The organism is Salinibacter sp. 10B (assembly GCF_002954405.1).
Taxonomy (GTDB): domain Bacteria; phylum Bacteroidota; class Rhodothermia; order Rhodothermales; family Salinibacteraceae; genus Salinibacter.
Genome location: NZ_MQWC01000004.1, coordinates 3,914,232 through 3,938,701 on the forward strand (window position 1 = coordinate 3,914,232; position 24,470 = coordinate 3,938,701).

At 62.3% G+C, this 24,470-nt stretch carries 20 protein-coding genes; 11 read left to right on the forward strand and 9 right to left on the reverse strand.

What is annotated here, in order from left to right:
* Positions 1-94 precede the first annotated feature (94 nt).
* The 4 genes from BSZ35_RS15950 to BSZ35_RS15965 all read left to right on the forward strand — a co-directional run bounded on the left by BSZ35_RS15950 (position 95) and on the right by BSZ35_RS15965 (position 5,496).
* On the forward strand, positions 95-964 hold the full coding sequence (locus BSZ35_RS15950) for a hypothetical protein (protein WP_105013368.1): 870 nt from the start codon (positions 95-97) through the stop codon (positions 962-964).
* 79 nt (positions 965-1,043) lie between these two features.
* Positions 1,044-2,426: an LpqB family beta-propeller domain-containing protein gene (locus BSZ35_RS15955; protein ID WP_105013369.1), complete on the forward strand. Its 1,383-nt coding sequence runs from the start codon at positions 1,044-1,046 to the stop codon at positions 2,424-2,426.
* Positions 2,427-2,493: 67 nt separating this feature from the next.
* On the forward strand, positions 2,494-3,153 hold the full coding sequence (locus BSZ35_RS15960) for a hypothetical protein (RefSeq protein WP_105013370.1): 660 nt from the start codon (positions 2,494-2,496) through the stop codon (positions 3,151-3,153).
* A 66-nt stretch (positions 3,154-3,219) separates the two neighbouring features.
* Positions 3,220-5,496: a T9SS type A sorting domain-containing protein gene (locus BSZ35_RS15965; protein ID WP_105013371.1), complete on the forward strand. Its 2,277-nt coding sequence runs from the start codon at positions 3,220-3,222 to the stop codon at positions 5,494-5,496.
* Positions 5,497-5,778: 282 nt separating this feature from the next.
* Here BSZ35_RS15965 and BSZ35_RS15975 read toward each other — a convergent pair whose 3' ends face one another.
* The 6 genes from BSZ35_RS15975 to BSZ35_RS16000 form a co-directional block, all read right to left on the reverse strand.
* Positions 5,779-6,543 (reverse strand): NAD-binding protein, encoded by a 765-nt coding sequence (locus BSZ35_RS15975; protein WP_181149376.1) that lies wholly within the window; start codon positions 6,541-6,543, stop codon positions 5,779-5,781.
* Between the two features lie 102 nt (positions 6,544-6,645).
* A complete protein-coding gene (locus tag BSZ35_RS15980; RefSeq protein ID WP_105013374.1) occupies positions 6,646-7,698 on the reverse strand; it encodes a potassium channel family protein in 1,053 nt (350 codons plus the stop codon).
* Between the two features lie 100 nt (positions 7,699-7,798).
* Positions 7,799-8,830: a GntG family PLP-dependent aldolase gene (locus BSZ35_RS15985; RefSeq protein ID WP_105013375.1), complete on the reverse strand. Its 1,032-nt coding sequence runs from the start codon at positions 8,828-8,830 to the stop codon at positions 7,799-7,801.
* A 42-nt stretch (positions 8,831-8,872) separates the two neighbouring features.
* Positions 8,873-9,625 carry a monofunctional biosynthetic peptidoglycan transglycosylase gene (gene mtgA, locus BSZ35_RS15990; RefSeq protein ID WP_258096749.1) on the reverse strand — a complete coding sequence of 251 codons (753 nt, stop codon included), beginning with the start codon at positions 9,623-9,625 and terminating at the stop codon, positions 8,873-8,875.
* Between the two features lie 29 nt (positions 9,626-9,654).
* Positions 9,655-10,134, reverse strand: a complete 480-nt coding sequence (greA, locus tag BSZ35_RS15995) for a transcription elongation factor GreA (protein WP_105013376.1) — start codon at positions 10,132-10,134, stop codon at positions 9,655-9,657.
* 266 nt (positions 10,135-10,400) lie between these two features.
* The gene (locus BSZ35_RS16000) at positions 10,401-10,985 is read right to left on the reverse strand and encodes an NlpC/P60 family protein (RefSeq protein ID WP_105013377.1); all 585 of its coding nucleotides are present in this window, start codon (positions 10,983-10,985) and stop codon (positions 10,401-10,403) included.
* A gap of 181 nt (positions 10,986-11,166) precedes the next feature.
* Here BSZ35_RS16000 and BSZ35_RS16005 point away from each other — a divergent pair, with 181 nt between their 5' ends.
* The 3 genes from BSZ35_RS16005 to BSZ35_RS16015 all read left to right on the forward strand — a co-directional run bounded on the left by BSZ35_RS16005 (position 11,167) and on the right by BSZ35_RS16015 (position 13,841).
* Positions 11,167-11,682 carry a BrxA/BrxB family bacilliredoxin gene (locus tag BSZ35_RS16005; RefSeq protein ID WP_105013378.1) on the forward strand — a complete coding sequence of 172 codons (516 nt, stop codon included), beginning with the start codon at positions 11,167-11,169 and terminating at the stop codon, positions 11,680-11,682.
* A gap of 243 nt (positions 11,683-11,925) precedes the next feature.
* On the forward strand, positions 11,926-12,570 hold the full coding sequence (locus BSZ35_RS16010; protein ID WP_105013379.1) for a hypothetical protein: 645 nt from the start codon (positions 11,926-11,928) through the stop codon (positions 12,568-12,570).
* Between the two features lie 125 nt (positions 12,571-12,695).
* The gene (locus BSZ35_RS16015) at positions 12,696-13,841 is read left to right on the forward strand and encodes a glycoside hydrolase family 18 protein (protein ID WP_181149377.1); all 1,146 of its coding nucleotides are present in this window, start codon (positions 12,696-12,698) and stop codon (positions 13,839-13,841) included.
* Between the two features lie 30 nt (positions 13,842-13,871).
* Here the strand turns inward: BSZ35_RS16015 and BSZ35_RS16020 are convergent, their stop codons facing one another.
* Positions 13,872-16,418, reverse strand: a complete 2,547-nt coding sequence (locus tag BSZ35_RS16020) for an FtsX-like permease family protein (protein WP_105013381.1) — start codon at positions 16,416-16,418, stop codon at positions 13,872-13,874.
* A gap of 217 nt (positions 16,419-16,635) precedes the next feature.
* Between BSZ35_RS16020 and BSZ35_RS16030 the strand changes: the two genes are divergently transcribed.
* Both BSZ35_RS16030 and BSZ35_RS16035 read left to right on the forward strand, forming a co-directional pair.
* Complete coding sequence (locus BSZ35_RS16030) at positions 16,636-16,767, forward strand: DUF433 domain-containing protein (protein WP_105013383.1); 132 nt, start codon at positions 16,636-16,638, stop codon at positions 16,765-16,767.
* Complete coding sequence (locus tag BSZ35_RS16035) at positions 16,764-16,958, forward strand: DUF5615 family PIN-like protein (RefSeq protein ID WP_105013384.1); 195 nt, start codon at positions 16,764-16,766, stop codon at positions 16,956-16,958. The genes BSZ35_RS16030 and BSZ35_RS16035 overlap by 4 nt, the downstream gene beginning before the upstream one ends.
* A gap of 209 nt (positions 16,959-17,167) precedes the next feature.
* Here the strand turns inward: BSZ35_RS16035 and BSZ35_RS16040 are convergent, their stop codons facing one another.
* Together BSZ35_RS16040 and BSZ35_RS16045 are read right to left on the reverse strand one after the other, a co-directional pair.
* Positions 17,168-18,121: an IS110 family transposase gene (locus BSZ35_RS16040; protein WP_105013385.1), complete on the reverse strand. Its 954-nt coding sequence runs from the start codon at positions 18,119-18,121 to the stop codon at positions 17,168-17,170.
* 497 nt (positions 18,122-18,618) lie between these two features.
* On the reverse strand, positions 18,619-19,344 hold the full coding sequence (locus tag BSZ35_RS16045; RefSeq protein WP_105013386.1) for an ABC transporter ATP-binding protein: 726 nt from the start codon (positions 19,342-19,344) through the stop codon (positions 18,619-18,621).
* 424 nt (positions 19,345-19,768) lie between these two features.
* Between BSZ35_RS16045 and BSZ35_RS16050 the strand changes: the two genes are divergently transcribed.
* Both BSZ35_RS16050 and BSZ35_RS16055 read left to right on the forward strand, forming a co-directional pair.
* On the forward strand, positions 19,769-20,668 hold the full coding sequence (locus BSZ35_RS16050) for an ABC transporter ATP-binding protein (protein ID WP_105013387.1): 900 nt from the start codon (positions 19,769-19,771) through the stop codon (positions 20,666-20,668).
* 116 nt (positions 20,669-20,784) lie between these two features.
* Positions 20,785-24,459: a M1 family aminopeptidase gene (locus BSZ35_RS16055; RefSeq protein WP_105013388.1), complete on the forward strand. Its 3,675-nt coding sequence runs from the start codon at positions 20,785-20,787 to the stop codon at positions 24,457-24,459.
* Positions 24,460-24,470 lie beyond the last annotated feature (11 nt).

The following is a 24,470-nucleotide window of genomic DNA, read 5'->3' on the forward strand; positions in this document are numbered from 1 at the left end:
AAGCCGCGCCGATCGTCGCGCCCCGGCACGCCCCCTTCTTCTTTCCGTCACCGCCCTCCTCTGCCCAGACGAACTCACAGCAGCACCCCTCCCTATGTGGTTTCTCTCCCCTTTGTCCCGATCGGTTGTCCGCTCGGCGCTCGTCGTCTTTCTGGTGCTGCCGCTGTGCTCCGGCTGTGGGGTCTTTCGGACACTCCTGAAAGTGAACCCCGACGGCAGCGGCACGATCGTGCAGACAATCCGCCTCAACGCGATGGCGACCCAGTTTATGAGTTCGATGGCAACGACGGACGACTCGGCGCGCCAGGACGCCGACAACCCCCCCACACTGTTCACGAAAAAGAAAATTCGCGCCCGCGCCGCGCAGTTCGGCGACGGCGTTCATTTCGTGCGCATGGAGCGCCTCGACGAACGCGGCGGCAAGGGCTACCGCGCCGTCTACGCCTTCGACGACGTGCGGACGGTGCACCTCTTGCCCGGCGAACAAATGGACATCGGCGACGACGCCCCCGGCGCAAGCGCGGATGACGCCAAGACGAAAACCCCCATCACGTTCGACTTCAGCGCCGGCGTGCCCGCCACGCTGACGATGCACCTCGGCGGCCTGGCCGCCCCGGACGCCTCCGTCAACATGGGCAGGGGCCCCCCGGACGCGCCCGACACGTCCAACACCGCTCGACAGAAGCGCATGGCGCGCATGATGCTGCGGGACGCGGAGATGCGTATCGACATAGAGCCACAGGGCACACTCGTCGGGACTGACGCCAAACACCGCACCGCAGCCGGCCGCATCACGCTCATGGCCTTGAACTTCAACGAATTGATGGCCGACCCGCAGGCGTTCGACCGGTTCCTGACGGCGAAGAATCAGGGCCGCACCGATGCGGACACGGAACGGATGATCCGTGCACTTCCCGGCATCCGCCTGGAGACGAAAGAGGCGGTGACGATGCGCTTTGAATAACGGCGGTCGCTCCTGACCGCAGCGGTCTCGCGGCAGGAGCATCCTCACGCACATCCTTCCAACGAACGAGTCTTCTCTCATGATCATTCGTCGCCTCCTCTCCCTCTTCGGATTCGTGCTCGCCCTCGGGGTGCTGGCAAGCTGTGGACTCTTCTCCGACCCGACCGGGACGCTGCACGTCGCTACGACCACCACTGGCGACACGCTGGACCCGAACGGATACACCGTCACGATGGCCGAGATCGATACCACCTCGGAAGCGGCCGGCGTTCAGGACACCGTCACGGTCGCGTCCACGGGAACGGTCGCGTTCGGGAACCTCCCCGTAGCCGAGTACGAGATTGCCCTCTCCGGCATCCAGACCAACTGCACCCCGCGAGACGGCACCCCGCAGCGGGTGTCCGTGTCCGCCGACGACACGACCGAAGCGACGTTCGCCGTGACCTGCGCACCGGCCTTGCTCGACCGCATCGTGTTCACCTCCGAGCGCGAGGGGGAGGCACCCGACCGAAATCCAGAAATCTACGCGATTCGCCCGGACGGCACCGGGCTGCGCCGCCTCACCCACAACGCCGACGGATGGACGACCGACCGCGATGGAAAGCCGGTCGTGTCCCCCCGTGGGCGGCGGGTTGCCTTCATCTCCCACCGCGACAACGACCGGGAGATCTACACGGTGACCCCGAACGGGAAAACGACTGCCCGAATCACGCACAACGACTGGGGCGGAGCCACGCGGGCTTGGGACCACAATCCGGCGTTCGTCCCGACGGGCTCGACGATGGTGTACGACTCCCACCGCCGACGCGCGGACGGGCTGGGGAGCACCAGTGCTCTCTATAAGATCTCCCTGTACGGAGGCGAGCCAACGGCTCTCACCAGTAGCCCGCCGGCGGCCCAAAACCCCGCCGTCTCGCCCGACGGCGACATGATCGCCTACGAGACCTACCGGAGCGGGAACCACGACCTTTCCGTGATGAACGCCGACGGGTCGCAGTCCCGACGACTGACCAAGCACGAGGCGAACGATCGGGCCCCCGTGTGGTCGCCGGACGGGCGCGAGATCGTCTTCGTCTCGGAGCGGAACGGTAATTCGGACCTCTACGCGGTGACCCCGGACGGAAGCGGGCTAACACCGCTCACGACGCACGACGCGGCTGATTCCGAACCGACCTACTGCCCCGGTGGAGGGCCCGTCGTGTTTACCTCGCGGCGGGACGGCAACACCAACCTTTATGCCTTGAACCCGGACGACAGAGATCAGGCCCCGACCCCGCTCACCGACCACGAAGCCGCCGACGGATCGCCGATCTGCTCGCCGGACGGGGAGCGGGTCGCCTTCGTGTCCCGGCGAGACGGCAACGCCGAGATCTATACCGTCGCGACGGACGGAACCGGCCGGACCCGCGTCACCGAGCACCCCGCCACCGACGAGGATCCCCACTGGAGCCCGGTCCGCTGACGCCCCCGTTTGGGCGAGGATTTACGCTTCAGCCGCTCGTTCGCTCCACCACTTCAGGAACACAATCATGATCTCCATTCCCCGACCCCTCCCCTATGCCGCCGCTCTCTTCCTGCTGGCGTTCCCCGCCTGCACGCAGGTAGAACAGGCCGCCCGCGAGGCGGCGGAAGACGTCACGCAGGCCACCGATGAGCCTGCTCCTGCTCAGGATGTGGACGCCACCGCCGTGGGCGAGATTGGCCTGATCGAGGCTCCCGTTTCGGTGGTGCCCAACAGTTCGCTGGAGAGCGACGAGCAGATCTACGTCTTTCGCGAGCACCCACGAATCACACTCGATGCCCCGCTGGAGGTAGACGGCTATCTGCCCAACTCCTACGACGGCTCTGGCGACCTGGTGCAGCGCCGGCTGCCCGCCGGTACCGAGGTGCGCAGCTACTTTTTGCACTTCGACCCCGCAAGTGGCTCTTCCGGGAGCGCCGTTCAGAAGACGGGCCGCCTAATCTTTCCGGAGACGATCGTGGCCGTCATTGCAGAGAGCGAGTACCTTGACGCCAGCGATGGCCCCCTGGGGCACGCCGACGTCCGATACCCCAACCCCGGCACAAAGCGCGCTCCTGAGGGCAGCGCCGATCATTTCAGCATCGGCGCCGACCGGCGCACGCTTCGGATCGACTTCAAAACCTGGAGTGTGGCCGACCAGATGCGCATTCTCACGGAGGCGCCATAGCTCTTCCCTCGTGGATTGTTCACCCGCCATATCGCACTTCTATTTGCCATTTCTCTCGACCGTGTCATGACCTACGTCCGCTACGCTCTTTGCTTCGTCGTTTTCATCCTCGTGGCTCATCCGAGTTCTGCGCAAGTGCCGCAGGAGAGACTCAGTACGTCCCTTGACATGAACGCCGGACTGGGCTGGTCCGTCGCTCTCAACGGCGACGGCTCGCTAGCCCTGCTTGGCGCGGCCGGCGAAACGGAGGCCTACGTCTTCACCAAGACGGCCTCAGGAACGTGGACCCGAGAAGCCACCCTGTATCGTCCCGGTTCGTCGAGTTTTACCTTTTTCGGAAACGATGTGGCCCTTAATGCCGACGGCACTGTCGCTCTCATTGCCGATTACTACACCGAGGTCGACGGCAACAGCCAGGAGGGGAAGGTCTTTGTCTTCGCTAAAAGCGGGGGGACCTGGAGCTACACGACCACTCTTACCGCCTCTGTCGGCGAGCGCCTCGACCAGTTCGGCCGGTCGGTCGCGCTCAGTGCCGACGGGTCGACCGCTCTCATCGGCGCCTCGCGCGACGATTTCGACGGCACCGACAACCAGGGGACTGCACGGGTCTTTACCCGAGATGCGGTCGGCTCCTGGTCCCAACAGGAGATCCTCCTTGCTTCCGACGGCACCGATGGCGACTACTTCGGCAGTGCCGTCGCCCTTGGCGACGATGGCAAAACGGCCCTTGTCGGGGCCAAGGGCCATGACGTCAACACCAATTATGGACAAGGAAGCGCATACGTCTTTGGCACGGACGGTACGGGCACTTGGAGCCAGAAGGACAAACTCCTCACCGCCGATGGAGAAGGGGGCGACGTCTTTGGGGGCAGCGTCGCCCTAAATGCGGACGCCACGACGGCGCTCGTCGGAGCAATGGGCGATGACGTGGACAACGACCCTCAGGGAAGCGCCTACGTCTTTGCCCGGAACGGGCCGGCCTCCTGGTCCCAGCAGGACAAGCTTGTTGCTACGGACGGCAACGAAGACGACGAGTTCGGGGAATCCGTTGCGCTCGATGCCTCCGGCACAACGGCGCTCGTCGGGGCCCGGAAGCACGATGTCACCGGCGGTTCAGACGAGCAGGGGAGTGCTTATACGTTTGCCGGGAACGGAGCCGGCAGCTGGACCCAGCAACGTCAGCTTACGGCCTTCGACGGTGCTGACGACGACGAGTTTGGGAATGACGTTGCCCTCAGCAACGACGGAACCGCAGCACTCGTCGGGGCGGACGGAAACAATCTCAAAAACGACAATCAAGGAAGCGCCTACGTCATCAATTGGCCGACCGCACAGGCCTGTACTCAGAAGTCGATCTCGACTGATAAACGCGTGGACTTCGATCCGACCGGCGCGGCGATTGTCTTCTCCGGCGTGAATAAATCGGGCGCCGTTACCGTGTGCGACATTGAGAATTCCCCGAACGGGACAGACAACATCTCACAGAGCAATGTCAGTTCCTACCGGTTCGTCGTCGACGCCGCGAACAGCCTCGATTTTACCTCCGCCGAGGTTCGATTCGCAGTCAACGACCTCGACGGAATCTCGACGCCGAGCGAGGTGACCATCTACAAGCGCTCCCCCGCAGGCGTTGGGGACTTCTCGCCGCTTCTCCCCACAGAGGTCGACGCGAACGGCACGTCCTCCATTGCGGACGACGAGATTTACGCCTCAACGTCGGACTTCAGCGAGTTTGTCTTTGCCAGCAATAGCCAGTCACTGCCGGTTGAACTCGTCGGCTTCCGTGCCCACCAAGTTGGGGAGGGAACGGTCACACTCTCCTGGCAGACTGCCTCTGAAACCAACAATGCAGGCTTTCGAATCCAGCACCAAGGTGGGTCGTCGGAGGATCGGGGAGGCAACACGTGGGAAACTGTGGCCCGCCGAGACGGAGCTGGCACCACCGTACAGCCCCAATCTTACCAGTTTACGGCAAAAGACCTTTCGGTCGGCACCCATCAGTTTCGCCTCAAACAGGTTGACTACGACGGCACAACGCACGTTCACCGGCCGACAACCGTGCGGGTCGGGACGGAGAAGACTCTTCAGCTCAGCACACCCGCCCCGAACCCAGCCCAAAAGCATACCATCCTGTCGTTGGCAGGAACGGTGAACGCAAAGGCAACCCTAACGGTCTATAACACGATCGGACAACGCGTGAAAACAGTCTTTGAAGGACGGCTGACTGGGGGAGGTCGGGAGCGAGTGCGCTTCGACACCACTGACCTCTCAGCCGGGCTGTATCTGCTACGACTTACCGCGGGTGGACACACCCAAACGGAGCGCCTCACGGTCGTACGGTAACGATTTCTCCGCGTTACCGGGCCCGCTCCACAATACGTCGCGGTATGACCGTCCACTGTGTAATACCGTCAGGCAGGAGGTAAACCCCTCTCATATCGTCGGCACCGTTAAGGAGGGCACCAGAAGCGCCGTGGGATTCCAACGGCGCTACGGACGCCTGCTTCTTACCGGAATAGAGCTCCCGGAGTTGGTATAAGGGGAAGTCCAGTGGGGGGGCGGCTGAATGGAGGAAAGGACCCATTCCAGTCCGGAAAATCGCCCTGCTGTTTCTCTTTGAGAGGCTCATCGCCCGACGCCTTCGTCGGTCCCGAAAAAGGCTTCCAACTCCGCTTCTTTTGTCCCCGCTGTGATGAGGATGATGTGATCGCCTGCGCGAAGCGGTCGGTCGTCGTCCGGGAGTTTCGTGAGATCGCGGCCGGGGGCATTCGGCGTGGCGCGGCCGATCCCGATCGGCACGCAGTTGAGTTGTGCCTTCAGGTCCCAGAACAAGTCTCCCCAGGTTTGCCCCACGTACTCGTTGGAGTTGAGGAGTTCATACTGCTGGATATCGTGCTCCTCGTCGTTTCCGTTGGCGGCGGAGAGCAGATCGGACGTGTATCGGGCAACCTCGGGCTCAAACAGGTGGCCAGCCGTGAGTTTGGACGCAAGGTTGCGGGTGGAGACCGCATACGTGACCCCCGCTGCGTAAAAGGTGTCTTCGAGCTCCGGATTGTTGAGGACGACGTCGAACTCGAGATCGTCGTAGAGGCCTTTCAGATTGAGGATGGCCACCAGGCTGTCTTCCTCACTATCGAGGTTCACGAACACCTTGAACGACTTTTCGATGTTGACCGTGTCGAAGGTTGACCAGTCGTTCAAGTCGGAAAGGTGGACCTGCACGTTTGCCGGGGCAAAGGTTTCCTGAATAACCTCCCGCGCGTCGGTTTGCTGGGTGATGATGGCCACCTTTTTATCGGCGAGGACCAGTTGCCGCGTGATCCGGTGGGCAAGGGCGTCCCATCCCAGAATGACGACGTGGTTTTCGAAATTGGTGGACGAGTCGGACATGGCAGAATCGGGTCCAGTGAAGAGAGGCCTGCAGAAGCGAGAAGGGCCGGAGGGAGGCGGGGCGGAATTGACATTCCGAATTCCACGCACCCATACCCACATTCATCCGGTGCCACCCAGCGACAAATTCCACTCGTTCTGCAGGGGAGTGATGTCAGCCCCGCTGGCGATCAGTACCAGAATGTCCCCCGCATTCAGCGGCACATCATCCGCCGGCAGTTTCAGTAGGGTGCGTTCCTCGCCGTCGGCCTTGCTGACCCCAATCGGCACGACACTGCGGGTCTCGTAGAGGGTGCGGAAGAGCTCGCCGTAGTTCATTTGCTCAATTGGACTTCCGGGCTGAACGGTGTACTGTTGAATGTCGTGATCGCTATTGTCTCGGGCCGTCGTGATGAGGTCCTGTGCGAACGCCGCGACGTCAGGCTCAAAGATGACGCTAGCGATGAGGTGGGCGGCATTGGCGTCGGACGACACGGCCTTGGCGACCCCGGCATTCTGAAAGGTTTCGCGGAGCTCTTCGTTTTGGGCCGCCACGACGAATTCCACGTCGGGGAACGACTTGCGGAGATTGAGCAGGTGGATGAGCGTGTCGGTATCCGACTCGATGTTGAGGAGCGCCCGGTCGGCCTGCCGCAGGTTGATTCGGTTGAGGAGCGTCTGATCCTCGAAGTCGGCGTGGAGAGGGAAGACGGCGTCCGAGAACCGGTCGTGGATGGTGTCGATGTGGTCGCGGTTCGGCGTGACAATCACAATCTGGCGTCCCAACACTCGCACCTGCTCCGCAATGCGCTCGGTAGAGGGATTCCAGCCGAAAATGACGATGTGTCCCGTCGCGTCGGTTCCGTGGTGCCCAAGGCGACGGTGTTCGCGGTAGCTCGTAAAGAGGTCGGCGATCTTTCCGATGAGCACGCCCAGTACGCCCAGGCTACTGAGGACGAAAATCGCCCCGACGATCTGCCCGGGGGCCGAGACGGGATAGTAGTCGCCGTACCCGACGGTCGTGAGGGTGACGAGGGCATACCAGAGCGTGTCGCCCACATTCTGAATGTTAGCGGCTTCTGGCGCGTACGCCTGCTCGATCGAAGGCAGCGCAAACACACCGACCAGAAGAAGGGTGCCGAGGACAGCACCGAGCCACTTTGTGACGTTTCGCATGGCGGGGACCCAATGGGAGAGGCGTCAGAGGGGAAGGGACGAAGGAGGGCACGGTGGGACCGAGACGGCCGAATGCGAGCTCGGACGGAGGCGCCCCCGGCTACGTGGAGCCGTACGCCGAGCGGAGGACGGTCGAAGCTTCGTTCACCTCCGCCATCGACACGTCCCGGTGCGTGGTCGCACGGATGGTTGTAGGGCCGAACGGGGTTAGGTGCACGCCGTGGTCTTCCATCGTGTCGACGACCGAGGCGGCCGTTCCATCCACCACCTCAAAAATAACAATGTTGGTCTCCACACGATCAAGGTCGATCTCAAAAGAGGGGAGATCGGCAATCGTCTCTGCGAGGTGTTGGGCTTTTGCGTGGTCGTCGGACAGGTGGGGGCGGTGGTGGTCCAAGGCATAGAGCCCGGCGGCGGCCAGGATGCCGGCCTGCCGCATGCCGCCGCCGAATCGTTTTCGGGTTTGGCGGGCCTCGTCGATCAATGGCTGTGGACCGGCGACGACCGATCCGGCGGGGGCCCCGAGCCCTTTCGACAGCGCGACCCACGTGAGGTCGAAAGGAGCGGCATAGGCTCGCTCCGGTACGTCATGGGCAGCGGACGCGTTCCAGAGGCGGGCCCCGTCGAGGTGGAGGTGCAGATCGTTCTCTCGGGCCGTTTGTGCAATGGCCTCGATGCGATCGAGCGGGTACACCACGCCCCCGGCTTGGTTGGCCGTGTTCTCGACCGAGACGACGCGCGTCGGGGGAAAGACCTCTCCGGCAGGGCGAATGGCGGCCGTAATCTGCTCTGGTTCAAGGAGCCCCTCGTTGCCCTCGACGGGGTGGAGTTGAATGCCGGAGAGCAGCCCGGCAGCCCCGCTTTCGTAGTTGAAAATGTGCGCCCCACGCTCCAGAAGAATTTCGTCGCCGGGATCCGTGAGCACGTGTAGGCAGATTTGATTCGCCATCGTGCCGGACGGGACGAAGAGAGCCGCCTCTGTCCCCAGCCGGTCGGCAATGCGTTCCTGAAGACGGTTTACGGTTGGGTCCTCACCGTACACATCATCCCCCACCTCGGCCTCATACATGGCCGTACGCATGCCTTCGGAGGGGGTCGTAACAGTGTCGCTGCGAAGATCGATCATGAGCAAAGAAGAAGGGGAGGGACGAGCATCAGTGAGGGGGACGGGGAATCACAGCGGCAGGGGCGGTAGGTTTTCCAGGCGGCCCAGGATGATCCGTTGGTACCATCCCACCGTTTCGGGACGGCGGACGCGCGGATTTGGAATGCAGGCGGCGAGCGCGGCCGCCTGATACCGGTTCAGGTGCCGGGCAGAGATGCCGTAGTGATATTGGGCAGCAGCCTCGGCTCCATACACTCCCGGTCCCCACTCAATCACGTTCAGGTAGAGCTCCAGGATGCGCCGCTTCGAGAGCAGGAGCTCCGCCGCATACGTTAGCGGTACCTCCAACGCTTTGCGAACGTAGGTGCTGTGAGTGGTGAGGAAGAGGTTTTTCACGAGCTGCTGCGTGATGGTAGAGGCGCCCCGAAGGTCTTCTCCCTCTCGGTATTCCTCCACGGCCTCGCCGACCGCTTCCCAGTCAATGCCGTTGTGCTCAAAGAACCGGCTGTCCTCGCCTGCTACGGCGGAGCGCAGAAGGGACCGGTCCACGGCCGTGAGCGGGACCGGCGTGTACGTGCGAGAGGATTCGGTTCCCGAAAGGGTCGCTTCGAGACTCCGTTGCAGTTGCACGCCCGTGATGGGAGGAAATACAGCCGCGTATACCGCAAGGGCCAACACACATCCCCCGAGATAGGTGGCCAACAGGGAGATGGCCATCGTCACGCCGACCCGGCCCGCTCGGCCGAGCCGGGTGCTCCACACGGAGAGGGAATGCCCCGCGAGGCGGTAGTCACCGAAATCGGAGAACGAGGGCAGCGGCATGGAGCGCACCCATGGTCAAGACGGACCGGCTACCGGGAAATGTCGGTAATTTTGAAGTGCACGGTGCCGGCCGGGACGTCAATTTCCACCTCATCTCCTTCTTCCTGGCCCAGGAGTCCCTGGCCGATGGGGCTTTCGATTGAAATTTTGCCCTCCGACACGTCGGCTTCTTGCTCCGAGACGAGCGTGAACATCTGCTCGTCCCCAGTGTCGACATTCTCAACGGTTACCTTTGACAGGATGTAGGCCTTGCTGTCGTCGACCGTAGATTCATCGACGATCCGGGCCCGAGCGATGGTGTCTTCGATTTCAGCGATGCGGGCCTCCAGCTTTCCCTGTTCTTCCTTTGCGGCATCGTACTCTGCATTCTCGGAGAGATCGCCTTTCGCCCGTGCCTCGGCAATCTCGTCGGCGATGCGCGAGCGTTCTTCGGTGCGGAGGCGGTGGAGCTCTTCTTTGAGTTCTTCGAGCCCCTCTTCAGTCATGTAAACGGTCTTGTCGTCAGCCATACTGCTAGGGTCCGGTGAAACGTCATAGCGACATTGGATTGGCGCCCGAGTGGTTGTGCACGGCAGTGCACTCTGTCCCTACGGATGTGCAGGACCACTCGTACCAAAAAAAGGAACGCCACAGCCTGTCGGCGGCGGCGTTGAGTAGAGAAGTCTCCAAAAGCGGTCTCACATATTCGGGTAGCAGAGAAAAAGGTTCCGATTCTCCCGTTACTCGTTCGGAATAGGGGGTGGGGCGGAGAAGGAGGCGACCGGTATGGGGCTCATTACCAGCCGACCGGCGCAGTGTCGGACGAAGAGCGGGAGGCATTCGGAGAAGACGAAGCGTCCGATCCCGAGAAGCGAAGCAGGCGACGAGCGTGCCACCAGTGCTCAGACCAGTACGACCGGTCCAGCGGGGAGACCCGAACGCCGTCGCTCGAGGAGGCGTGCAGGAAATCGCCGTCGGAGAGATAGATCCCAACGTGCCGTTTTTTTGGGGCCGTACGAAAGAACAGCAAATCGCCGGGCTTTAGGGCCGAACGGGAGACGACGCGCCCTACGCGGGCCTGCTCTTTCGTGGTGCGGGGCACCGACAACTGGAATTTGTCGGCAAAGACCGACTGGACGAGGCCTGAGCAGTCGACCCCCTTTGTGGAGGCACCGCCCCATTCATGGGTCGTTCCTTGCCACTCCGCAGCGGCGGATCGAAGACGATCTTCTGCAGTCGAGGGAGACCAGGTCTGCGTCGTTTGTCCCTGTTGCGTCGAGGGGGGGCGGGACGAAGTGCATCCCACGAGTAGCAGACCGGCCCCCAGAACGAGAGGGACAAGGAAGAAAAGCGGTGCAGTTCGGTCCAAAGCACGAGTCATTGCGAGGAGCCGTCTCGGAGGAGAAGACGCAAACGATAACGTATGGAAGGACGCCCTTGATTGCCACTTTGGCACATGCGCAGAGAGGAAGCGGAGGATCACCGATCCCGTTCTGTCGTTGGACACATACTCAAAACGAAGTCAATCGTTTGTCCTTCTGAAAGCCGCTTTGCCCCCTGTTATGCCGTACCCGAAAGCGATGGTCGACCCGATGCGTGAAGAACTGACCCGACTCGGGGTCGAGGAGTTGCGAACCGCCGAAGAGGTAGACGATGCGTTTGAGGACGCCGACGACACGATGCTCCTCGTCATCAACTCCGTTTGTGGCTGTGCCGCCGGCAATGCGCGGCCGGCCGTGGCCATGGCCCGTGAGGCCGACGTGCAGCCTGACCGCTACGTGACGGTCTTTGCGGGACAGGACGAAGAAGCGACCGCGCAGGTTCGCGACCAGTATCTGGCGGGCATTCCGCCGTCGTCGCCCTTTCTTGCGCTTTTCCGTGACGGACAGCCCGTCTATGTCGTGGAGCGCAAGCACATTGAGGGCCGAAGTGCTAACGCCATCGCGGCGGATCTCGTGGAGGCCTTTGAGGCCTACTGCACCGACGAAGAGCCGCCGTCGGATGCTCCCACGCGTCCCGATACGGGCTCGGCCGATTCGGGCAACGGGCTTCCTTCAACCTTTCAGTCTATCAACTGACAACTGCTTGAGGTTCTGACGTCCTGTCGGGCGAGTCTGGTCATCGCAGCCGGACTCGCCCGATTTGTGTTTGAGGTCGACTCAATTCTCAGTTCCCCCGCCATGTCCCGTTCTTCGTTGTTCTCACAAAAGCACTCGAATTGGGCCAGGGGGACATCACGGGGAGTGGGGAGGAAGGAGCGGGGGCAGGTGCCCGGGTCGCCCGAGTCAGGCTCGGGCAAAAGAACGGGCGTCTCCGTTCTGATGTGGGGGCTTCGTCGGATCGTGTGGCCGCTTTTCAAGTGGGGGACCATCGTTTTCTTCCCGTTTCTGGTTCTGATGCGGGTGTCCCTCTATGGGTATCAGCACGCGTGGCCCGTCCCGCTTGCGCTCGGAATGGGATTTCTGGCCGCGTTCTGCGTGCTCTTCTTGTATGTGACCTGGGCCTACTTCTGGGTGGCAGGGGGGCACGCGCCGTATCACGCTCGCACGGCTTGGACGAAAGCCCTTGTGGTGTTGGTTGGGCTGGGGCTTTTCCAGGGGTACGTGCTATTATCGCCGGATCCCGCGCACGTCAAATCCGACGCGGTCCACGCCGAGTACCGCCGGCTCCACCCCCTGCTCCGGACGAGCCTCGCCACGATGATCCTCGTGGATGAACACCTGCTCATCACCGACCTGTCGCGGCACCCGAGCGACTATGAGGCGATGGGGCTCCCCACCAATCCGCGCTCCCTGCACTACCCGCAGGCAGACGGCTATGTGCACGCGGTAGACCTGCGCACGAAGGGGCACTACGAGATTCGCAACCTCCTGATGCGAGGCTATTTTGCGGCATTGGGGTTCCGCACCCTCCGCCACGTGGGCACGGCCGACCACCTGCACGTGGCGCTTCCGTCCCCGGATTAGGCTATTCGTTCCGAAGGCAACATGTCCGGTTTGGAGATCCGGAACCGCTTCCAGATGAAAAGGCGATGGGACGTCGGTATTCTGGGCCTCACTACAACGGATTTCTTTCTGGCCAGTACATTATCATGGACCGATTTCTTCGTCTCTCGCTCGCCTCTGTTCTTGTATTGATCATTGCTGGGGGCGGAGCGGCGATGGCCCAGAACGCTCCGGCCGCCGATTCTCCGTACCGCATCATCGGGTACGTGACTGGTGGGGCGGACATCTGGGACGTGGATGCGGAGAAGCTCACCCACATCAACTACGCCTTTGCGCAGGTGAGCGAAGCGGACACAATCGGATTTCAAAACGAAAAGGCCCCGCAGCACCTGGCTCAGCTTCAGGCCTTGAAGGCGCGCAACCCGGACCTCAAGCTGCTCGTGTCGGTCGGCGGCTGGGGGGCGAAGAACTTCTCCGATGCTGCCCTCACCGAGGCGTCGCGCGCCCGGTTCGCCCACAGTGCGGTACGAATGGTGAAGCAGTACGGGCTCGACGGCATCGACATTGACTGGGAGTTTCCGGGCCAGGCGGCCGGCGGCATCAAGGCACGACCCGAGGACGAGCGCAACTTTACCCTGCTGCTGAAGACGTTGCGCACGCACCTCGACTCCCTCAGCGCTGTGCGGGAACGGGTGGGGGAGGATCGATACCTGCTCACGATCGCCAGCAACGATGACGAGGCCTACTTCGAGCACACCGAGATGGAGAAGGTGCACCGGCACCTCGACTTCATCAACATCATGACGTACGATTTTTTCTCCAGTGGCTCGGAGATGACCGGACATCACACCGGCCTCTACCAGTCTGCGCATGCCGGGGCGCCAACGCGCACGTCGGCTGCGGCGGTGGAGCGGCACCTGGACGCGGGCATTCCGCCGAAGAAACTGACCCTTGGGGTCGCCTTCTATGGACGGTCGTGGACGGGGGTGAGCCCGAAGCGAAACGGGCTCAACCAGCCATTCGAGGAATTTGCGGGCTACCGGGCTTACGAGACGCTCGTCCGAGAGTACATCAATCAGCGGGGCTTTACGCGGCACTGGGACGAGAGCGCCAAGGCGCCGTACCTATGGGCGCCCGACTCTACTACCTTCGTCTCATACGAAGATCCAGAATCCCTTCGGCACAAGGCGAAATTCGTGCGGGAGAAAGACCTCGGCGGCATTATGTACTGGGAGCACAGCCTGGACTACCACGAGGTGCTGCTCGACGTGCTGTATGAGCAGTTGCGGTAGAGATCTCGTCGGAGTTGCGGGGCGGTAGGCCTATTCGTCCCTCAGGGCCGTGGCGGGGCTCGCCTGCGCCATGCTCCACGCCGGATACAGGCCGGCCAGAAGGGCCGCCCCCACGGCCAGAAGGAGGGCCTGCAAGAGAATGTCCGGCGAGACGGAGAGTTGCATCGTCCACCCGAATGAGCGCTTGTTGATGACGAAGACGAGGACGTACGCCAGCGCGTAGCCGAGCGGGAGGGACAAAAGGCCGGCGATGGTGCCCATGAGGCCCGTCTCGATCGTCACGAACCCGCCCAGCTGCGGCGGCGTCATGCCCGTAGCGCGCAGCACCCCCATTTCGCGCCGGCGCTCCAGCTCCAGCGCCATCAGCGCACTGAGCACCCCGATGAACGCGACCACAATCGCGAGAATACGGAGGACGGTCGTGATCGTAAACGTGCGGTCGAAGACTTGGAGCGACGTTTCGCGCAGCGCCTTGTTCGAGCGAATGATGACGTCCTGGAGGCCCTGCACCTCGGCCCGCATGTCGGCAATGAGATCGTCGACGCTCGTGCCCTCAGCCGCGTAGAACGCCAGTCCCGAGACGCCGTCATCGTCGTAGAAACGCTCGTAGGTGCCGCGGCTCATCATCACGACGCCGCGATCCGACCCGTAGTCGTAGTAGATGCCCTCGATGGGGAAGGATGCTCGTCCGCGATCCGTCTGGAGCCGTACCGTATCGCCCACGGCGAGGTCGTGGCGGTAGGCGTAGGGTTCGGAAATGAAGACCGTCGCGCTGGTGCGAAATTGCGGCCAGATCTTATCTGGTTCGCCCACCTTGAACCGGTACACGTCCGGCGTCTCGGGGCCGGGCTCGATCGCCACGAGCTCCGTCGGGCCCACATTCGCCTGTACGGAGACGCGCCGGACGGAGTAGGCGCCCGCAACGTTCTCCATACTGCGCAGGCGGGCCGTGACGGTCGAGTCGATCGTGGCGTTGGAGCGGCGGAAGACGAGGCTCGGCGGCTGCACGTACACGTCGGCCTGGAGCGACTGCGTGAGCCAGTCCTCCACCGTGCCGCGAAAGCTGTCGATCATGAGGCCGACGCCGATGGTCGCGGCCACGGCTACCATGAGTGCCGCGATGGCCACGCCGGTGCGGCTGAGGCTCGTGACCACGCCCCGCGCCGCCATCCGTCCCAGCACACCGAAGAGACGGTCCAGCAGGGGGCGAAAGGCCTTCGCAAGTCCCATCACGGCCAGGGGGGTGACGAGCGCCGCCGCAATCAGCAGGCACAAGAGTGCGGCGTAACTCACGACGATGCTCTGCTCCGTCACGGTCAACATCACGACCCCGAGTGTGCCGACCAGTACCCCACCGCCTGCCAGCCAGGGGGCGAGGGCCTGTACGTTTGTCTCCTGCGTGGAGCGCCGCAGCACGGTGCTGACCGGTGCGTTCGTGGCTTCTCGGGCGGGCGGAAGTGCGGCCAGGATGGTCGTACCGATGCCCAACAGGCTTCCCTTCACTAAAATCCACGGCGTGATGGACAGCTCGCTCACCTGCACCACGAAGTAGAGGTCGTTGATTGTCTGCGCCAGGAGCTGCACGAGGCCCGACGCCAGCACGATGCCCAGCAGCAGTCCGATGCCGGTGCCCACGACCCCGAGAATCGCGGCTTCGCCCAACACGAGCCCGAAGATCTGCCGCTGCGTAACGCCGAGCGCCCGCAGCCGCCCAATCAGGCTGCGCCGCTGCACGATGGAAAACGTCATCGTGTTGTAGATGAGGAACGCGCCCACCACGAGCGCGAGCAGGCTGAGGGCCGTTAGGTTCAGCTCGAAGGCCCGCGTCATCTGCTCTACGGTCTGCGTGCGAGTCTCGGAGCGCTGCACGCGGGCACCGTCCGGCAGCGTGGCGCGGATGCGGTCCAGGGCTGTGGTCTGTTCTGCGTCGTCGGACGGCAGGATGAGGTCGATGCGGCTGAGGGTCCCGCGCATATCGAAGAGCCCTTGCGCCGTCGACACGTCCACGACCAGCAGATTGGCCACGGCGCGGCGGGTGCGCTCGTCCTCCGGCTCCACGACCCCAGCAAGGAGTACCGGCCGCATCGTCCCCTCAATTTGGACGGCAAGCGTATCGCCAGGATTCAGCCCGAGCGTCTCTGCCGTAGGGGCGGACATCAGCGCCGCATCCTGCGTCATGAACGTGCCGAGATCGAGGTCGCCCCCGGCCCCGGTGCCGAGGTAGGGGCGGAAGGGGGCGTCGGTGAACGGGTCGATGCCCACGACCTGGAACGTCCGGTCGCCTCGTTCGAGAGAGGCGTATCCTTCCACGATGGGGGCAGAGGGCCGCACACCTGCCTCGGTCCGCAGTTGTCGGTAGACGTCATCGTCCAGCGTCTCGCCCGCGCCCACGACTTGGTGCGTCGCCTTGCCTGTCACCGTCTCCGCCGAGAGCTGGAAGGCGCGCTCCGCGCTCGTGTTGGCGAGGTCGATCGACACCACCACGGCCACGCCGATCGCCACGCCCAGCACCGAGAGGCCCATGAGCCACGGGTGGCGGGTGAGGTAGCGACGGCTGGATCGTTGCAGGAGAGACATTCTGATTTCGGGGATGGGCGTTTGGGAGTGCGTGCGTGTGGGACTTAAGGAATGAATCGTTCCGCATCCCGAGGTGTATTCAAGAAGCCGTTCTTCACCAGCCTCTTTATGGCCATGAAATTCGACGGGATCGTCTCCAGTCCCGACACCTTGAGCGGTGCCCCTCGAATTCAGGGCACTCGGATCAGCATCTCAATGGTGCTCGAATGGGTCGCAAATGGGGCCGGACCGCAAGCAGATCCTTGAGGACTACCCGCACCTGGAAGCGGAAGACATCGAGCAGGCTCTTCTGTATGCCGCCCGCTTTCTCGAGAATGAGGTCGTTGAGACGGGCACCGTTCCCGAATGATCGACTTTGAGGCGCGCCTTCTAACTGATGAGAATGTTCATCCTCAGGTGGTTTCATTTCTTCGTGGCCGGGGATGTAACGTTCTCGACGTAAAAGAGCTTGGGCAGATGGGGACATCCGATCCAGAAATCGTTCGCCGGGCCGCCAATAAAGGTCGCATGATTATCACCCATGACCGGGATGTTGATTGATTGCTGATGGCACAGGGGCAGTTGTCGGTTAGATTGATCAACCGATTCGTGAGGAAGTCGTCGAAAGTGCTGCTCGTATCCGATTTTTCAATCTTGAAAGCATTCCCTTCGTCGCTCTAGGACATCTGAGATGTCCAAGCTTGACTGAGAGCCTATCTGCTGGACGGAAGAGGCTTCCTCATTCTGCTGAATAGCAACGGTGTTGATTGTCAAGCAGAAGAAGCCTGATACTCCGGATTCCAATGGGTGCCATTTTTCATCATCGTGTTCATGATCACAAGGAGCTTTCGCATGCAGGCCACCAGCGCTGTCTTCTTGGCCTTTCCTCGATCGACCAACCGATCGTAGAACTCCCGAATTTTTCGGTTATACTGGGTAGCCGAGAGAGCTGCCATATACAGGGCTTTTCGAACCGAGGCCCGACCGCCCCAGGTACTTCGTTCTCCACGATGTTTGCCGCTATCTCGGTTGAGCGGAGCCACGCCCGCGAGTTTGGCAATTTCCTGACGATTTGCTTCACCAAGTTCCGGAAGCTCCGCCATGAGAACGTGGGCGGTTGCCTCTGCCACGCCTGGAATTGAACAGAGAAGTTCCTCTTCCTGGCGCCAAAGCGGACTGTTTTCGACTGCTTCCTCGATTTGACGTTCGGTTTCTTCGAGACGCTCTTCCAGAAAGGCCAAATGCTCTTCGATGTCCGAGCGCACAGCCTCGGAAGGGGCCGTCCCGAGCCGGTTCTCCTCTGCGGTCTTCATCTTCTGTAGTTGCCGTCTGCGAGCCACAAGAGCCGAAAAGACCTCCTGATCGGCGGAAGGAGCCGGGCGAACCTCCGGTTTAATTCGTTCGGCAAAGAGAGCCAAAACGCAAGCATCGATCTCATCGGTCTTAGCCAGGCGACCTGTCGCCCGAGCAAAGTCTCTGGTCTGACGGGGGTTGACAACTGCTACCGGAAGGCCAGCGGCCGCAAGGGCGGCGCTAACCGGTCGTTCGTAGCCGCCAGTGGCTTCCAGAACGATTCGCTCGGGCTCGACCTGGGTGAGCTGTTCTTCGAGCTGATCGATACCATCGGAATTGTTGTCAAAGCGGCGAGTTCTCTTCTTATCGGAATCAAACCGAATAGCCAAGTCCAAGTGATCTTTGGCCACGTCAATGCCAACGCACGTCATAACGGGCAGGAAGACAATGAGCGAGATAGCATGTGTCGCCGCGGCCCCACCTTGCAGGATACGAACTCGAAGCGGAAGGTCTTTTCCGACTCCGGTTCAGGCAACGGTTCGGGCTCCAAAGCGACAAATTGAGGCAGCGCTCCAGCTAACAGACGGTCTCTCTTCCGGACCTGGTTGGTTACGAGCTACTGCCTCCAGAACGCGAAAGTGCTGTGTTCTGGAAGATACAAGGCTCCAAATCAAGTTTGGAGCGACGGTGTATGTCATTTCCATAGTTAATGCGATAGTTCTGGACTCTCCTGATAAGATTGGGGGAGTGGGAACTGCGACCCGGACACATCAATCCGGAATTTACGACTGGGACGCTCCGAGTTCTGTCTGAGTATGAGCGACCCGATCGGCCTTCATAGTGGTTGCAGAGCGCGAAAAGCAGAAGGTGAGCGTTCGGGGGCGAACCATTGGATAGACCTCCGGTGACTCCAAAGAGGGGAGAAGCATCATGCACTCGTCGTGAGAAAGTCGGGCTCCCCCTCGTGAAGAACGCCGCCGCGCAGGTGAAGGAGGCGGTCCGCTCGGTCAAGGGCCTCGCGGTCGTGTGTGGCGATGAGCAGGGTGGTGTCGGTCTCGCGCACGAGCTCATCCAGCAGGGCGAGGACCTGCTGTCCCGTCTCATAGTCGAGGTTGCCCGTCGGTTCATCGGCCAGCACGAACAACGGATTGTGGGCGAGGGCGCGGGCCACGGCCACACGCTGCTGCTCGCCTCCCGACAGTCGGTCGGGAAAGCTGTCGGTGCGGTCGGCCAATCCCACGCGACCCAGAATCTCCTCCGCGCGTTGGCGGGCGTCGTCAGACGTTTCCCCGGCCAGTTCGAGGGGCAGCAGCACGTTCTCGACCACCGTGAGCGTCGAGATCAGGTTGAACGACTGGAAGACGAAGCCGATATTCGACCGCCGGAACAGCGTGCGGTCGGTTTCGGACAGTTCCGTCAGCTCCGTGCCGTCGATCGAAATTCGCCCCGAGGTGGGTAGGTCGATGCCGCTGATGAGGTTAAGGAGCGTACTCTTTCCAGCGCCGCTCCGCCCCATGAGAACCGCAGTCTTGCCGCGGGCGAGCGACAGCGACAGGTCGCGGAGCACGGCCCGTTCGGCATCGCCCTCGCGGTACGTCTTGGTCACGTTGGTCAGCTGGAGAAGCGGAGACTGGGCCGGAGACTCAGAAGCCATAAACAGCAGGATCGATCAGGAAAAATAGTGTCTGTTGCACCTCTCCGGTCTGAGAAGGTTCTTGGGGGAGAGTGGACTGAGAATGATCGTGCACGCATTTTTACAGCGTTGGTGCACACGGCGAACGTGTAACGGTTCGACGGCCGTGTACGTACCCCAATCTAGTGCTCAGTCAAGCTGAGGATGTCGGGTACCGAATTGTGCTCTGCGTCCAAAGGTTGCTGTCTGCTACGAAATTATGATTCGATGAGCAACGTTCAACCCGACACGGAGAACATGACGCAGCACTAGCATCGGCGGGCGCTCATCGAATCCCGTCGACGAGCGAGCGTGTTGCTCGCATCTTCTGCCGTGGACGACGATACTCCCTCGTGTCTGAACATCGACAATCCTCACTGCTTCTCTGGTACAGTCCCGATCGTTCATGCAGCTCTCCATTGAGAACGTCTCGAAGACCTATCCGAACGGTACGCAGGCCCTAAAGGACGTGTCGCTTACCATTCCGCCCGGGATGTTTGGACTCCTCGGTCCGAACGGTGCCGGCAAATCGACACTCATGCGCACGGTTGCCACCCTTCAGGAGCCCGACACCGGCTCGATCCACCTCGGCGACATTGACGTGCTAGATGACGAGCACGCCCTCCGCAAGCGTCTCGGGTATCTGCCGCAGGAGGTGGGGGTATACGACAATGTGACGGCAGAGTCGCTGCTCGACCACTTCGCCACGCTCAAAGGCATCGACGGGCGGACGAAGCGCCGCGAGGTGGTCGATGCCCTGCTGGACCGCGTGAACCTAGCGGATGCCCGCGACCAAGAGCTCGGGGGCTACTCGGGCGGCATGAAGCGGCGCTTTGGGATTGCGGTGGCGCTCATCGGCAACCCGGAGCTTATTATCGTTGATGAGCCGACCGCCGGCTTGGATCCCGCCGAGCGGGTGCGCTTCCTCAATCTGCTGAGCGAGATTGGAGAGGACAGCGTCGTCATCCTCTCCACTCACATCGTGGCTGACGTGCGAGAGCTGTGCACGCAGATGGCCATCATCCGTGCCGGGGAGATCATCTTTGAGGGCGAGCCGCAATCCGCTATTGCCGACCTCGACGGGCAGATCTGGCGCAAAACGGTCACAAAGGACACACTGCCCGATCACGAGGCGGAGTTCGACGTCATTTCGACGAAGCTCGTGGCCGGTCGTCCCGTCATCCACGTCCACAGCGCCGAGCAGCCGCACGACTCCTTTGAGCCGGTCGAGCCCGATTTGGAGGACGTGTACTTTACCCGGATGAAGGATGGGGCGCAGTCCGAGCCTGCTCCCGCTGTCAGCTGATTTCTGTTGCGTATTTCGTATTGTGTATTCCGTTCACTTGGGCTGATCCGCAATACGCACTACGCAATACGTTATGGTTTCCACTGCTCTTTCAACGTTGACTCAGTTCCCTCTCCATGTTCTTCACCCTCGTCGGCCAGGAGGTCTCGTACCGCCTCCGGCAGATGTCCACGCACGTCTACTTCCTCATCTTCTTCAGCATCAGTTTCCTGCTGATGAATGCGCTGGGGGGCGCGTTCACGGACACCACGGTCGTGATTTTCGGCATGGGGCCGAATACGCACGCCAACAGTCCCTTCGCGATCAACGTGTGCACCCTGTTCTTGAGCCTGCTGGGCCTCATCCTCACGGCGCCGTTCATGGGGCAATCGGTGTATCGCGACTATGAAAGCGGCATCTACCCGCTCATCTTCACGACACCGATCTCGAAAGCGCAGTACCTCGGCAGTCGGTTCGTGGGGGCCGTGCTCGTGCACCTGTACATCTACGCGGGCCTCACGGGCGGCCTCATGCTGGGGGAGGTGGTGCCGTGGGTCGATGCGAGCCAATTCGGGCCGTTCAGTCTGGCGGCCTACCTCAAGCCCTATCTCCTGTACGTCCTGCCCAACCTGCTGTGGGTCGGCGGACTCTTTGTGGCCATTCCGGCGCTCACACGGAAGATGCTGCCGAACTACATCGGCGGCGTGCTGCTCTTCATGGGTTACAACATCGCTGCGGTTCTGATGGGGGCCGATGCCATGCGCAACAGCACGGTCGCGTCCATCGCCGACCCGTTCGGCCTCATCCCCACGCAGCAGCTGACGCGCTACTGGACCGTGGCGGAGCAGAACGCTCAACTGGTGCCGTTTGAGGGCATGGTGCTCATGAACCGTCTCGTCTGGATCAGCGTGGGCGTGGTGTTGATTGCGGGGCTCTATGCCGCGTTTCAGTTCTCATATCTTTCAGGCGGGAGCACGAGCAGTGGCGAGGAGACGGACGACGGGCCGCAGTCGCTCGCGGAGGTGGCCCCGACCTCGCTCATCCATGCGGTGGACCTGCCGACGATAGCGCTGTCAGAGAGCTGGGGCGCGCGGTGGCGCCAGTTTTGGTCGATCGTGCGGCAGTCCTTCACGTACGTCGTGCGCGACGTCTACTTCTACGCCATCGTGGGGGCGAGCGTCATCTTTCTGGTCATTGCGGCCTCGCAGGCCGGGCAGATGTACGGCACGGCGGTGCAGCCCGTCACCTACCACGTGCTCGACCAGCTGAGCGGCCAGTTCACGCTCTTCATGATCATTCTCATCACCTTCTACGCCGGGCAGCTCGTGTGGCGGGAACGCGACGCCCACATTCAGCAGATCCAGGACGCCCTGCCGCTCCCGAGCAGCCTCGTGATGATGGCAAAAGGGCTGGGCCTTGGGCTCGTCTGCGCCATGCTAATGCTGGTGATTCTCGTGACGGGGATCGGGACTCAGCTCAGCTATGGATTTACGGACATCGACCTTGGACTCTATCTCACCGACCTCTACGCGGTGCAGCTCGTCGACTACCTGCTGCTGGTCGTGCTGGCGTTCACGATTCACGCCGTAATCAACCACAAGTACTTCGGCCACTTCGTGATGGTGGCCTTTTTCATCGGTCTGCTCTTTAGCAGTCAGCTTGGCATTGAGCACTCGCTCTGGCAGTACGGCTCGGATCCCGGCCTGCCGTACTCCGCCATGAACGGCTACGGCCACTTTGCGACGGCCTTCGCGTGGTACAAGCTGCTCTGGGCGGCGGTGGCCGTCCTGATGGCGGTCCTGGCGCGGCTCGCGTGGGTCCGGGGCGAGGACGTGACGATTCCGATGCGGCTGCGGAAGGCCCGGCAGCGGCTCTCGCCTGCGTTGATGAGTACGGCGGGTGGGGCGCTCGTCGTGGCGCTTGCGGTCGGAGGCTTCATCTACATGAATACCACGGTGTGGAATACCTTCCGCACCAGCGAGGAGCAGACGGCCCTTCAGGTGGAGTACGAGACCACGTACGAGCGGTATGCGCAGATTCCCCAGCCGCGCATCGATGCCGTGGACCTGGACGTGGATCTCTATCCCGATCGGCGCGACGCCCGAATGGCGGGGGAGTACGTCCTTGTGAACGACACGAAGGCGGCCGTCGACACGATCTTCGTCGAAACGCCCGCCGACCTGGAGGTGAATCGAATGGAATTCGGTCGGGAGGCGGAGGTGGCCCGTCACGATGAGACGCACGGCGTGCGGCTCGTGCACCTTGCGTCGGCACTGGCGCCGGGCGACACGACGACACTCGACTTCGACGTGTGGAACCGCAACGACGGCTTCACGGACAGCGGCAGTCAGACCTCCGTCGTTCACAACGGCACGTTCATCAACAGCGCCGTCCTGCCGCATATCGGCTACAACGAGAATGCTGAGCTCAGCTCCCGGTCCCAGCGCGAGGAGCAGGGGCTCGACGAGGAGCCGCGGATGCAGCCCCGCAGCGACACGACGGCCCGGATGCGACCCTACGTCTCCCGCGACGCGACGTGGCTCGACTACGAGGCCACCGTCAGCACCAGCGCCGAGCAGATTCCGCTGGCGCCGGGCACGCGCGACTCCTCGTGGACGGCGGAGGGGCGCCGGCACGTCCGCTTCCGGACGACGGCCCCGACGCTCGGCTTCTTCTCGTTCTTGTCCGCCCGCTACGAGGCGGTGCGTGAGACCTGGACGCCTGCCGACTCGTCCCAGAACCGCGGGCAGCCGGTCGACATTGAGATTTTCCATCACCCGTCGCACGACTACAACGTGGACCGGATGGTGGAGGCGACCAAGAAGTCGCTGGACTACTATACCGAGCACTTTGGGCCGTATCAGAGCAAAGAGGTGCGCATTGCGGAGTTCCCGCGGTACGCGACGTTCGCGCAGTCCTTCCTCGGCACCATTCCGTACTCGGAGAGCATCGGCTTCATTGCCCGCGTCGATCCGGAGACGGACATCGACTATCCGTACTACGTGACGGCGCACGAGATGGGGCACCAGTGGTGGGCGCACCAGGTGGTGAGCGGGCCGGTGTGGGGGGCGACGATGCTCGTGGAAACGCTGGCCCAGTACAGCGCGCTCATGGTGATGGAGGACACGTACGGGCGCGACAAGATGAAACGGTTCCTGGAGTACGAGCTCGACGATTATCTGAGTGGGCGGAGCACGGAGCCGCGCGAGGAACGACCGCTGATGGACGTGGCCGCGAGTCAACAGTACATCCACTACCGGAAAGGCTCCGTGGTCATGTACGCGATGAAGGAGTACCTGGGCGAGGAGACCGTGAACCGCGTGCTGCGGGAGTTTCTGCGCGAGCATCGGTATGAGACGCCGCCATTTACGACCTCGGAGGCACTGGTGGAGCGCTTCGAGGCCGCCGCACCCGACTCGCTGGAGGGCTTCGTGCGGGATCGCTTCCGCAAGATCACGTTTTACGACAACCGGGCTGTGGAGGCGACCTACACCGAGACCGACGACGGCCGCTACCGTGTCGAGCTTACGGTGCAGGCTGGTAAACAACAGGTCGATAGTCTTGGTGGGTCTCCGAAGCCCGTGCCGGTGGACGACGTGGTCGAGATCGGCGTGTTTGCGACGGCGGCCGACGTGGATGCAGACGACCAGCACACCCTCTATCGGGAGAAACATCGGCTCACGGATGGGGAGCAGACGATCACCGTTACGGTCGACGAAGAGCCCGCACGGGCCGGCGTCGATCCGTTTACGCTGCTCATCGACCGCGAGACCAACGACAATCTGACAGCGGTGACGGCGGCGGACTCGTGAGAAGAACATCC